The sequence below is a fragment of the Plantactinospora sonchi genome (assembly GCF_036422035.1).
Lineage (GTDB): Bacteria > Actinomycetota > Actinomycetes > Mycobacteriales > Micromonosporaceae > Plantactinospora > Plantactinospora sonchi.
The window spans coordinates 1-12388 of the sequence record NZ_JAZGQK010000047.1 but is presented as its reverse complement, the minus strand read 5'-3'; the positions used below and the strand labels follow the sequence as shown (position 1 = coordinate 12388).

Annotated in this window: 9 protein-coding genes; 5 read left to right on the top strand and 4 right to left on the bottom strand. The window is 68.4% G+C overall.

Going from position 1 to position 12388, the window contains the following annotated elements:
- The first annotated feature begins 262 nt into the window (after positions 1-262).
- From V1633_RS36275 to V1633_RS37125, 3 genes are all read left to right on the top strand, one after another.
- Positions 263-3124 carry an ATP-binding protein gene (locus V1633_RS36275; RefSeq protein ID WP_331218716.1) on the top strand — a complete coding sequence of 954 codons (2862 nt, stop codon included), beginning with the start codon at positions 263-265 and terminating at the stop codon, positions 3122-3124.
- Positions 3125-3243: 119 nt separating this feature from the next.
- Positions 3244-6651 (top strand): glycosyl hydrolase family 18 protein, encoded by a 3408-nt coding sequence (locus V1633_RS36270; protein WP_331218715.1) that lies wholly within the window; start codon positions 3244-3246, stop codon positions 6649-6651.
- Positions 6652-7154: 503 nt separating this feature from the next.
- Entirely contained in the window at positions 7155-7349 is a 195-nt protein-coding gene (locus V1633_RS37125) for a helix-turn-helix domain-containing protein (RefSeq protein ID WP_407952167.1), read from the top strand.
- Here V1633_RS37125 and V1633_RS36265 read toward each other — a convergent pair.
- Positions 7324-8007 (bottom strand): integrase core domain-containing protein, encoded by a 684-nt coding sequence (locus tag V1633_RS36265; protein WP_331218714.1) that lies wholly within the window; start codon positions 8005-8007, stop codon positions 7324-7326. The genes V1633_RS37125 and V1633_RS36265 overlap by 26 nt on opposite strands.
- 6 nt (positions 8008-8013) lie before the next feature.
- Positions 8014-8397 (bottom strand): hypothetical protein, encoded by a 384-nt coding sequence (locus V1633_RS36260; protein WP_331218713.1) that lies wholly within the window; start codon positions 8395-8397, stop codon positions 8014-8016.
- Between the two features lie 128 nt (positions 8398-8525).
- Between V1633_RS36260 and V1633_RS36255 the strand changes: the two genes are divergently transcribed.
- Positions 8526-8903 carry an integrase core domain-containing protein gene (locus V1633_RS36255; protein WP_331218712.1) on the top strand — a complete coding sequence of 126 codons (378 nt, stop codon included), beginning with the start codon at positions 8526-8528 and terminating at the stop codon, positions 8901-8903.
- A 192-nt stretch (positions 8904-9095) separates the two neighbouring features.
- Here V1633_RS36255 and V1633_RS36250 read toward each other — a convergent pair whose 3' ends face one another.
- Positions 9096-9674: a helix-turn-helix domain-containing protein gene (locus tag V1633_RS36250; RefSeq protein ID WP_331218711.1), complete on the bottom strand. Its 579-nt coding sequence runs from the start codon at positions 9672-9674 to the stop codon at positions 9096-9098.
- Between the two features lie 53 nt (positions 9675-9727).
- Here V1633_RS36250 and V1633_RS36245 point away from each other — a divergent pair, with 53 nt between their 5' ends.
- Complete coding sequence (locus V1633_RS36245; RefSeq protein WP_331218710.1) at positions 9728-10987, top strand: MFS transporter; 1260 nt, start codon at positions 9728-9730, stop codon at positions 10985-10987.
- 72 nt (positions 10988-11059) lie between these two features.
- On the opposite strand, the gene V1633_RS36240 is transcribed toward V1633_RS36245, so the two are convergent.
- Complete coding sequence (locus V1633_RS36240; protein ID WP_407952133.1) at positions 11060-12220, bottom strand: IS256 family transposase; 1161 nt, start codon at positions 12218-12220, stop codon at positions 11060-11062.
- Positions 12221-12388 lie beyond the last annotated feature (168 nt).

Sequence of the window (12388 nt, the reverse complement as noted above, 5' to 3'; positions counted from 1 at the left end):
GCATGGGGCCTGGTGCTGGAACGAGGTCGTCGCCTATCTCGTGCCGAATGGCCGCCCGGCGCTGGCGGTTGACATGGCCGGACACGGGCTGCGTGCCCGCCGGCCTGATTGCCTGACCATGCGTCCGTTCGACCCGGCGGCGCTGGCCACCGAAGTCTCGCCGGTGGCCGCTGTGGACCTCGACCACGCGGCCGATCTGCTGGGTTCTCAGATGGTCCGTGCCGGTTCGGATCGCTGAGACGGATGCTGTGCGGGGGTGTGGGTGACAAGTCCAGACCGCCTGGTGGGGCGCGACCAGGAGCTCGGATTGCTGGCCGCCGCCGCCGAGGAGCTGGCGCTCGGGCGGGGTTCGGCGTTCTGGGTCGAGGGCGAGCCAGGCGTCGGCAAGTCCGCACTCGTCGAGGCTGGGATCGCCGCGGCACGTGCCCTGGGTTGCGAGGTGTTGTGGGGTACGGCGGACCAGTTGTCGCAGCGTTCGCCGCTCGGGGTCATGCTGAGCTGCCTGGGCGTCCGGGTGCGCTCACCCGACCGGCGGCGCGCCGAGATCGCGGAGTTCCTGCTCGGGCGGGGCCCGGGGCTCTTCCGCGACTTCGACGTCGCGTACGCCACGGCGGCCGAGATGCTGGTCGCGTTGGTGGACGAGCTGTGTACGGCGGCGCCCACCGTACTGGTGATCGACGATCTGCAGTGGGCGGACCCGGCGTCGGTGACGGTGTGGCAGCGCCTCTGCCTGGCCGTGGAGCAGACGCCGTTGATGCTGGTGGGGGTGTGCGGTCCGATCCTGCGCCGGCCCGAGGTGGTCAACGTCCGGACCGTGTTCAGCCTGCGCGACCAGACCCTGATCGCCCTCGAACCACTGACTGACGCCGACACGGCCACGCTGGTGGACATGCTGGCCGGGGGGCGGCCAGGCCCCAACCTCGCCCGCTGGGTGGCCGCCGCGATGGGCAACCCGCTGCACCTGCGGGAGCTGGTCGAAGCGCTACTGCGGGAGCGGATGATCCGGGTACGCGACGGCGTCGCCGATCTGCCCGACGACCAGGCCGACCGGGTGCCGGTGTCGCTGGCCGACGCGCTGAGTGGCCGGTTGAGTTTCGTGCCCGACGTGGCGGTTCAGGCCCTCGACACCGCCGCGATGCTCGGTCATGAGTTCTCCGTGACCGAGCTGGCCACGCTCGTGCGGAGGCCGGTGCGGATGCTGTCCAACGGCCTGGGCGACGCGGTCGCGGCCGGGATCCTGGTGCGGTCGGGTTCGAGAATGGCGTTCCGCCATCCGCTGATCCGGCAGGCGCTGTACGAACGCATCCCGGTGCCCGTACGCGCGGCTCTGCATCTGGACGCCGCGCGCGTGCTCGCTGACGCCGGCGGTGACCCGCTGACGGTGGCGCAGCAGTTGCTCGCCGCCGATCAGCTGGGCGACCGGTGGGTCCGCGGCTGGTTGCTGGCGGCGGCGCCCGCGGTGGCCGCGCGCGCCCCCGATGTCGCGGCGGCGCTGCTGCGGCGGGAGCTCGGCCGACTGTCGGCGGCCGCTGCCGACCAGGCGCCGGTGCTGACCGCGCTGGCCAGGATCCTGCTCGGGATGGGCCGTCACGAGGAGGCCGCGTCGCACGCCCGGCGGGCGATAGCGGTGCTGACCGAGCCGGAGGAGCGGGGCGAGATGTACTGGGTCCTCACCCGCGCGCTGGTCTGTGGCGGCCACACCGACGAGGCCCTCGACGCGCTGCGGGAGGATGCCTTCGCGCAGCCGGGCAAGCTGGGCTCGTGGCGTCCCCGGCTGCTGGCGTCGGCGGCGATGGCTGTGCGCGCCAGCCGGGGCGACCTGGTGACGGCCGACGCCAAGGCGGCCGAGGCGCTGCGCGAGGCTGAGCTGTCCGGCGACGCGTACGCCATGGGGTACGCGCTGACCGACCTGTGGATGACCGAATCGGTCCGGCGGCGGCATCGGTCCGCGCTGGATCTGGTGGACCGGGCGCTGCGGGTGCTCGGCGACGAACCTGACCACGCCGATGTTCGGATGTTCGCGCTGCACGCGCGGGTCTTCACGCTGCAGAACCTGTGCCGGTGGGCCGACGCCGAGGCGGCAGTGCGGCAGGCCAGCCAGGTGGCTCGGGCGCCGGGCAACGCGGTGGGTGCGGCGACCGGGGTGACCGCCGCGGTCCTGCTGTACTGGACGGGACGGTGGGACGACGCGATCGCGGAGCTGAGCTCGGTCGACGAGGATGGGCCTGGAATCACCTACGCCGGGCTGCGCGAGCGGGGGCCGACGATGCTGCGGCACGGCGTGGCCGCGCTGCTGGCGGTCCGGCGCGAAGACCGGGCGGGCGCGGCGGAGCATTTCGCGGCCGGTTCGGCGTTGCCGGTGGAGACCCCCGCCGACCGCGAGAACCGGGATTTCCTGCAGGCCGCTCGGGCGTTGGCCGCCGAGCGGGACGGCGCGCTCCAGCTCGCGGTGTCCACGTTCGGCGAGATCCTGGACCGGCGGCCGGGTGAGATGACGCTGATCCACCAGTGGCTGCCGGACCTGGTGCGGGTCTCGCTGGCCGCCGGTGACCGCGACGCGGCCAGCGGCGCGGTGGAGGCGAGCCGGCGCGAGGCCGCCAGGGAGGCCGAGCCGTGGCGGGCCGAGGCCGCCCGGCTGCGCTGCGAGGGACTGTTCGGCGACGATCCGGCCCCGCTGCGGGCGGCGGTGGCCCACTACCGCGCGGTTGGTCCCGCCGTGGATCTGGCGGGCGCGCTGGAGGATCTCGCGGTGGTGCTCGCCGGTCGGGAGACCGCCGCGTGCCGCGCCGCGCTGAACGAGGCGGTCGAGTTGTACGCCGGATTCGGCGCGACCTGCGACATCCGCCGCACCGACGCCCGGCTGCGGCGGCGGGGCGTGCGCCGTGGCGTCCCCGGCGCCCGGACGCCACGCGCCGCCACCGGCTGGACGGCGTTGACCGACACTGAGCGCCGCGTCGCCCTGCTGATCGCCGAGGGCCGGTCCACGCCGGACATCGCGTCGACCCTGTTCCTGTCCCGGCGTACGGTGCAGACGCACGTTTCCCGCGTACTGGCCAAGCTGGAGCTGCACAGCCGGGTGGAGATCGCGCGGGAAGTCTACGCATCGACAAATGCAAATGGATAAAGCGACGTCTCTTGCCTGATGTCCCCCGCCGCCAGGCCGGGGACGCTGTCACCATGGCGATCAATATCAACCGCAACGCCCCGCCCGTCGCCGGACGGGGACTTCCACGATCTCTGATCGTGGGGCTCGTCCTTGCCCTGCTGGCTGTGTCCGGAGCCGTCGCCGCGCCCAGTCCCGCCGCGGCCAACCCGATTCCGTCCACCGCGGCGCAGCGCGCCGAACTCGCCCAGTGGTGGGCGCCGGTGCACTTCCAGGACGTCGACACCAGCGGCGACACGTCGTTCGGCGGCGAATCCGACTACCTCACGTCGTACGACTTCGACGGCGACCTCAACGGCCGCAACAACTGGGAGAACGCCAGCGAGCACCCGTTGCGGGCCTACATGTACTACTCGGTGGTCCAGACGCGGACCTTCTCCTACCTGCTGTACGTGTTCTTCCACCCGCGCGACTGGGCTGACGGCTCGCTCGACGACTCCCTCGAGGACGTCAGCGAGCACGAGAACGACACCGAAGCCGCCCTGATGGTGGTGGCCAACGACGACACCCCGCACGGCACGCTCAAGGCCGTCATCACCGTGTCGCACAGCGACTTCCACTCCTGGGTGCCCGAAGGCAGTGACTTCACCAGCGGGGACGAAACCGTCGAGGATTCGATCGGGTTGATGAGCAGCCCGCACGACGACGGTCATCAGCGCCCATGGACGGGCCAGCAGACCGGCAGTCACGCCGCGTGGGCCATGGGTCCCGATTACACGCCCTCCAACGAACTGCGGGCGGAGTACGACAACGGTGACGGGATTCTCTACTACCCCGGCTCCACCGCCGAGGTGCCCGAGGGGCCCGACGACCGGGACGTGCGGTACGCCCTGACCGACATCTTCGCCCCCGGCGGCATGTGGGCCAACCGCAACCTGACGACGTTGTTCGCCACGGTGACCAACTTCGCCGGCGACGACGGCGACAACCCGAACGGCGCCAGGTGCGGCTCCGGCACGGTGTTCGACGTCTGCCATACCGACAGCGCCAGCGCGCCGTGGGCGTTGGACGACGCCAACGACGGCCCGGGCAAGGGGTACCTGGCCACCAACCCGGGTGAGCTGGTGCACAACTACTTCAACTGGCCTGGCAAGCCCGACTCGGCCGACCTGGAGTACACCTGGAACGAGTACAACGGGGTGACCCCGCCCGACCCGGAGGACCCGGCCTCCCCCGATCCGGCCGCCAACGGCGGGGCGGGCGACCCGACGGAGAGGCACCCCGGTGGCGACGACGGCGGCGCCAAGCCGCCCACCGGCGCCCATCACACCTGCCGACCGGACGGCATGCCGCCCACGGCGGACTTGGACACCCCGTACTGCCTGGTCTACGACTCCGAGGGCCGGGAGTGGCTCGGCGAGGGCCGGCCCCGCCGCGTGATCGGCTACTTCAACGGGGGCCGCACCGGCTCGGACGGCACCCCGCACTACCTGGTCAAGAACATTCCATGGTCGAAGGTGACGCACATCAACTACGCCTTCGCCCACGTCCAGGACAACGAGATATCCATAGGCGACACCGGTGACGAGGACAACCCCAACCCGGCCGTCGAACAGACCTGGCCCGGCGTAGCGGGCGCGGAGATGGATCCCGAACCGGACTACCAGGGGCACTTCAACCTGCTGACCAAGTACAAGAAGCTGCACCCGAGGGTCAAGACGCTGATCTCGGTAGGCGGCTGGGCCGCCTCAGGCGGCTTCTACACGATGACCACCGACGCCGACGGCGGTGTCAACGAGGACGGCATCAAGACCTTCGCCGGCTCCGTGGTGGACTTCCTGCGCACCTACGACTTCGACGGGGTGGACATCGACTACGAGTACCCGACCATGCTGGATGACACCGGCAACCCCGACGACTGGGACCTGGCGCGGTCCCGGCGGCCGGGACTGCCCGACAGCTACACCGCGCTGATGAAGACGCTGCGGGAGAAGCTGGACCAGGCCGCGACCGAGGACAACAAGTACTACCTGTTGACATCGGCGTCGTCGGCGTCGGGCTACCTGGTGCGCGGCATGGCCAACCAGCAGGCGCTGCGGTACCAGGACTTCACCAACCTGATGTCATACGACTTCCACGGCACGTGGAACGACGTGGTCGGACCCAACGCCCCGCTCTACGACGACGGCAACGACGTGGAACTGGAGGAACTCTACGAAACGCCGGAGTACGACGGCATCGGCTACTTCAACACCGACTGGGCGTTCCACTATCTACGTGGCGCGATGCAGGCGGGCCGGATCAACATCGGAATCCCGTACTACACCAGGGGCTGGCGCAGTGTCGACGGTGGCGAGTCCGGGCTGTGGGGGATCTCGACGGGGACCGACTGCCCACCCGGCACCGGCCAGGTCCGGCCGTGCGGCAACGGCGCCGTCGGCATCGACAACATCTGGCACGACAAGACCGCCGACGGTGAGGAGCTGGGTGCCGGCGTCAGTCCCATGTGGCACGCCAAGAACCTGGAGAACAACGTCATGCCCAGGTACGCGGACAATGTGGGCCTGACTCCGGAGCGCGACCCGTCCGACGAGATCCAGGGACAGTACGCGCGGCACTGGGACGACACCACCAAGACGTCCTGGCTGTGGAACGACCACAAGGACGTGTTCCTGTCGACCATGGACGAGCAGGGTCTCGACGCGGTAGCCGACTATGTGATCGACAAGGGCGCCGGTGGCGTGATGATGTGGGAGCTGGGCGGCGACTACGAATGCCCGGAGAGCGTGACCGGCCTGAATCCGTGCCGCATGGGCTACACGATGACCACCAAGCTGCACGAACGGATGGGGGAGGCGGGTCCGTACGGCGCCAGCCGCAACACGGGCAGCTCGGTGACGATGCCGTCGGCAGCGATCGACGTCACGGTCGAGTTGGTGGAGTACGGGTCCACGGTTACGGACCTGTGGCCGATGCAGCCCACGGTCCGGGTCACCAACAACACCGACGTCACGATCGGCGGCGGCAAGGACGTCGAACTGCGCTTCGACCTTCCCACCTCCACGCCACCCCTGATCAAGGATGCCAACTGGCAGACCGGGGCGCAGGGCGGCAAGTGGCGGGTGGAGGCCGGGCACACCGGCCCGAACGCCGGCGATGGGCTCAGCGGCGACTTCCACCGGGTCGGCGTCACGCTCGACTACTGCCAGATCATCCCGCCGGGGCGGAGCATCGACATCCCGATCATCTACTACCTGCCCGCCACCGGACCGGTGAACACCACGCTGCGGGTGGGCACCGAGCGGTTCGCGCTCCACTCGGAACACAACCGCGGGGCGTCTCTGACGCCCCCACCCGCGGGCGGCTGCCCCGCACCGACCTGGGACACCAACAAGATCTACGACCCGGCGACGCAGCCGGTGGAGGAGATCACGGTGAAGTACGGCGGCAGCGTGTGGCAGGCCAAGTGGTGGACCCAGGGCAATATCCCGGGCACCGGACCTGACGCCGACCATGAGCCGTGGAGGCTGATCGGTCCGGCAAGCTGACCGACCGGAGATCGGGGCGTCCCCACGTCGTCGGGGCGCCCCGATCTGGGTGCGCGCTCGCAGGCCCCGGATCCCGTCCCAACAAAGATCAAAGCCGCATAGCGCTATGGCTATACAGCCTGCTCAGGAGTGGTGCGCCGCCAGGGACTCGAACCCCGAACCCGCAGATTAAGAGTACGAACAGCACGATACCGCCCAGTACGGGGCAATCGCGGTATGTTTCGATTTCTGGCTGGTTAACGCTGGCGGATCCGCTGTCCGAGCACCCGATCGTGCCGGGCGGTGTCAGCCGCTACCGAAACCGTCGATCACACATCCGTCCCCCGCCGACAACGCCAGCGTGGTGCCTGCCGGCGCCCTAGTGTCCTGAGTCCGTAGTTTCCTGTTAGTTCTGGTATGGGTGATGGTCGCGGGCCGAAGTTGGCCCTGCTGGAGTTGACGGACGCCGAGCGGGACGCGTTGGAGGCGTTGACGCGTCGGCGTACGACGGCGCAGGCCTCGCGATGCGGGCGAGGATCATCCTGGCCTGTGCCCGGGGTTTGTCGAACAGCGAGGTGTCACGACTGGTCGGTGTGTCGTTGCCGACGGTCGGTACGTGGCGGTCGCGGTTCGTGGTCCATCGGGTTGACGGGTTGTATGACGAGCCTGTGCCGTTCGAGAACTCGGTTCCAGCTACGCGGCCTGCTCATACTCGTTGATCAACCCGTGGACCACCCTCCTGCGCCGTACTCGGACAGCACCCAGATCGGTCACCAGCGCTGGGACCGTGTCACGGTCAGGTGGACGTTGTCCACGTCCCTGATGCGGCCGATGCCCGTTATAGTGCGCCAGGTATTCGCCGAGCACGGCGAGCAGGTGTCGGGTGTTGTAGATCAGGATTCGGTCCAGGCATTCTCGCCGTGCCGTGCGTACCCAGCGTTCCGCGAACGCGTTCGCCCTGGGCGCCTGCGGTGGGGTCCGGAGCACCTTGATGCCCTCGGCCCGGAACACGGTGTCGAACATCGTGGTGTACTTGGCGTCCCGGTCCCGGATCAGGAACCGGAACCGGTTGGTCCGCTCGCCCAGGTCCAGCATCAGGTTGCGGGCCTGCTGCGCCACCCACTCACCGGTCGGATTCGTGGTGGCGCCCAGCAGGTGTACCCGCCGGGTGGCGACCTCCATCAGGAACAGTAGATAGATGCGGGTCAGGCCGATGGTGTCGACGTGCAGGAAGTCGCAGGCCAGGACGCCTTTGACCTGCGCGGTGAGGAACTCGGTCCAGGTCGGTCCCGCCCGTCGTGGTGCCGGGCCGGCACCGGCCCTGGTCAGGATCGCCCAGATCGTGCTGGCCGCGAGTCGGTAGCCCAGGCCGGCCAACTCGCCCTAAATGCGCCGACATCCCCAGGTCGGGTTGTCCTGGGCCATCCGCAGCACCAACTGGCGCACCTCGGCCGTGACCGGTGGGCGACCCGGCCGACGCCCCGAGTAGGTCCACCGCCGCGCGATCAGGCTGCGGTGCCAGCGCAACAACGTGGCCGGGGTGACGAAGAACGCCGACCACCGCGCCAGCGGCAGCAGCCTCGACAGCCCGGCCAGCACCGCCCGGTCGGCCGGTTCCAGATCCAGTCGGCGTACCTGCCGACGCAGCACAACGACCTGGTGCCGCAACACGAGCACCTCAACCGCGTTGGCGTGCCCACCACGAGCCAACAGGATGACCAACCGCAGTGCCTGACGAAGAATCAGGTAACCGAACGACAGAATCATGACCAGCAGCATGCCGCCACTCATCGATCCCACGGCGGACAAAGTCGCACGTCAGCGCCATGCGGCCGAATTTCCGAACGGTACAGGCCCGGAACCTGGTGATGGACCTTGAGGACGCCGGATCCCGAGTGAGGTACCTGATCCGGGATCGGGACGGAAAATACCCGGCCCTGTTCGACCCGATCCTCGCCGACGCGGGGATCGCGGTCGTGCTCAGCGGGGTACGGACGCCGCGCATGAACTCGATCATGGAGAGGTGGATCCAGTCCTGCCGCCATGAACTGCTCGACCGGACACTGATCTGGGACCAGTCGCACCTGTTGCACGCCCTGCGCGAGTACGAACGGCACCACAACCAGCATCGTCCTCACCGCGGCATCGCGAACGCCCGACCCCTACATCCGCTGCCCGAACCGATCACCGATCCCGCAGCGCTGACACGTCTGCACGTCCATCGGCACGACCGGCTCGGCGGACTCCTACACGAATACGAGAAAGCCGCTTGACCAGCACGGACGGGATTTTCGGCACCCGCACCGTTCTGTCCCATGAAGATGCAACGCTGACCACGCCACTGCGCTACGCCCAAGCGGCGTTCGACAATAGGAGACCCGGAACGATCATGAAGCGGCCGGGCGCCGTATCGTCAACTGCCGATGACAGCGCGGTCGGGCAGCTGGCCGCGTCTGAGGTGGAGATCAGATTTCGGGCGGGGATAGGACCCAGACCAGGCGGGTTGAGATGTCTTCGCTGGGGTTGCGCCAGGAGTAGCGGTCGGTACCGGTGAACGTTATGGACTGACCTGGCGACAAGCAGTACAGCTGATCGTTGACGATGAGTTCGAAAGTCCCGTCGAGGACGAGCACGAAGTGGCTGCCGTTCGGGTCGCTACGCCCGCCGCGCGGGCTGTACCCGCCGGGTTCGACAGTGGCGTGCAGCACCTGGAACCCGGGGAAGTCGGGCGGGGTTAGCAGGCGGTCCAGGGCGCCGGTGCCGCCGAAGGACAACTCTTGGGCGTCGTCGATCGCGACTGGCCCTGGTCGGGGTGCCTCCAACACGGCGCTCACGGGTATGTCTATCGCTGCGCAGATGCGCCGCAGGGAGGCGACGGAGGCCTTGCTCAAGCCGCGCTCCAGCTGCGACAAGAACCCCTTGGTGAGGTCGGCTGCCTGTGCCACCTCCTCCAGTGTCATCCCTTTTGTGCGGCGAGCTGCACGCAGACGTTCCCCCAACGCCTGATCCGGAATGGGGGCCGGGCCGTCGGTTGCGTGTGTCACACCGTCAGGCTACCGGGGCTTGATCGGACACAAGTTTACCTATACTAAACAATATGCTCGCCCCCCAACTGGTCAACCGAACGCCGCCCCTGCTGCGCCAGCGCACTTTCGCCCGTTTCTGGACGGCCCAGACCGTCTCCTACCTGGGCGACCAGGTCACCATGGTCGCTCTGCCGCTGATGGCGATCTTGATTCTGGGCGCGTCGCCGGCTCAGCTTGGGTACCTGGCGGCGGCCGCGTCCCTGCCGTACCTGCTGCTGGGAGTGCACGCCGGGGCGTTGGTCGACCGAGTCGAAGATCGGAAGCGCGTCCTCGTCGCTGCGGACCTATTTCGGGCACTACTACTACTCAGTGTCCCGGCGGCCTTCTGGATGACCGGGCTGACCATGGTTCATCTGTACGCCGTCGCGTTCCTCACCGGCAGCCTGGGAGTGCTGTTCAACGTGAGCGCGTCCAGCCTGTTCCCGGTCCTGATGCCGCGCACCCAGTTCGTCGAAGGCAACTCCCTGTTACGCGGAAGTTTCTCGTTCTCCTGGGTCGCCGGACCCGGCATCGGCGGGTTCATCGTGCAGGCCGCGTCCGCACCCATCGCGCTCGTCCTGGATGCCATCTCCTTCCTCGGCTCGGCGCTGCTGCTCGGCAGTATTCGCCCGGCCGAGCCAGCCCGTGACCATAACCGTGCCAAGGTGCGCGTCATCGCCGGACTGAGCTACCTCCTGACCCATCCCGTGCTACGGCCGCGGGTTCTGTCCACCACCGCCTTGAACTTCTGCTACACGATGTACTCCACCGTGCTGTTGCTCTTCGCAGCGCGGGAGCTGCGCCTATCGCCCGTGATGATCGGCCTGGCGATCGGCGCAGGAGCCGTAGGTGCCCTCGTCGGTTCCGTCCTCACCGCCCGAGTCTCCCGACGAATCGGCATCGGACCGGCGCTGATCCTCGGGTCAATCGTCTACCCTGGCGTTCTGCTGCTCATCCCGGCCGCGCCGGACTCCAACCAGTGGATCGCGGCCGCGATTATCGCGGCCGCCGAATTCCTCTCTGGCATGGGCCTCATGCTGCTGGACATCACCGGAACATCCCTCCAGCAAGCCATCACACCCGAGCACATGCTCGCCCGGATCACCGGAGCCAGCATGGCCCTCATCTCCGGCGCCCGACCACTCGCGGCACTCGTCGCAGGAGGCCTGGGCACCTGGCTCGGCCTGGGAAACACCATTTCCCTCGCCGCCGCCCTCGGAATCCTGAGCACCGTCATCCTCATCGCCTCACCCATTCGCACCCTCCGTGAACTCCCCGACACCCAGCCATAACCTCAGATCCGACCACCAGAGCAAGGGAGTGTGTCGATTTCCGTGTTTGGGCCTGTGGTGTGATCGGGGTTGTTAGATGGTGATCCGGTCGCCGTAGGCGAGGATCAGGGCGTTGAGGGCCTTGGCCCAACCGTAGACCCGGCCGGTGATGCTCCCGCCGCCCCGGCGTTTCTGCTGGACGACGAGGTAGAGGACCTTCATCGCGGCCTGCTCGGTCGGGAAGTGCCCGCGCCGTCGGGCGGCCTGCCGGAACCGGGCGTTGAGGCTCTCGATGATGTTGGTGGTGTAGAGGACTTTGCGGACCTCGTGGTCGTAGTCGAGGAACGGCACGAACTGCGGCCAGGAGGTGCGCCAGAGCCGGATCACGGCGGGGTACTGGTCACCGAACTGCGCGGCGAAGGCCTCGAAGCGGGCCTCCGCCGCGGCGACGGTGGGGGCGGTGTAGATGTCCCGCAACACGGGGGTGATCTTCTGCCAGTCCTTGCGATTCGTATAGCGCAGGGAGGCCCGCACGAGGTGGACGACGCACTGCTGGTGCACCGCCTGCGGCCACACCTGCTCGATCGCGTCGGTCATGCCCTTCAATCCGTCGGAGCAGACCATGAACACGTCCTCGACACCGCGGTTACGCAGCTCGGTGAGGTAGCCGGCCCATTGTTTGGCGCCCTCACCGCCGGTGCCGGCCCACATGCCGAGGACGTCGCGTTCCCTGTCGAGACTGATACCGACCACGACGTAGACGGGCCGGTTCGCGACCTGCCCCTGCCGAATCTTCATCACCAGTGCGTCGATGAACACGACCGGATAGATCCGGTCCAGAGGCCGCTGCCGCCACGCTTCCATCTCGTCCACCACGCTGTCGGTGACCCGGCTGATCAACTCTCGGGACACGTCGGCGTCGTACACGTCCGCCAGATGCGCGGCGATCTCCCCGGTCGTCAACCCTTTCGCGTACAGCGACAGGATCGCCTCGTTGAACCCGTCCAACCGCCGGGCGTGCTTCGGGACGGTCCGCGGGGTGAACGAGCCGGCCCGGTCCCGCGGGACCTGGATCCGCACCGGGCCGACCTCGGTCTGCACCGTCTTCGCACCGTGCCCGTTACGGATGTTGGCCCGCCGGCCGGTGGCCTCGTCGACACCGGCCTCGTCGAGGTGCGCATCCAACTCCGCACCGAGCGCTGACTCAAGAACGGTCCGGGTGATCCCCGCGAGGAGCCCACCCGGCCCGACCAACGAGACCCCGCTCCACCAACTGCTGGGCGAACTCCACCTCCGCCGCCGTCGGCCGGGGAAGTGGAGCAGCGTTCTTCTTGTCTGCCATGACGTGGTCCTTTCTGGACAGGATCAACGTCCTGTCCAACGGACCACACCCAGGTCAAACACGGAAATCTACGCAGTCCC

What these genes read in the sequence shown, in the direction of transcription:
- V1633_RS36245 (WP_331218710.1), top strand. Translation starts at nt 9,728, where the DNA reads ATGCTCGCCCCCCAACTGGTCAACCGAACGCCGCCCCTGCTGCGCCAG.
- V1633_RS36260 (WP_331218713.1), bottom strand. Translation starts at nt 8,397, where the DNA reads ATGATTCTGTCGTTCGGTTACCTGATTCTTCGTCAGGCACTGCGGTTG.
- V1633_RS37125 (WP_407952167.1), top strand. Translation starts at nt 7,155, where the DNA reads ATGCGGGCGAGGATCATCCTGGCCTGTGCCCGGGGTTTGTCGAACAGC.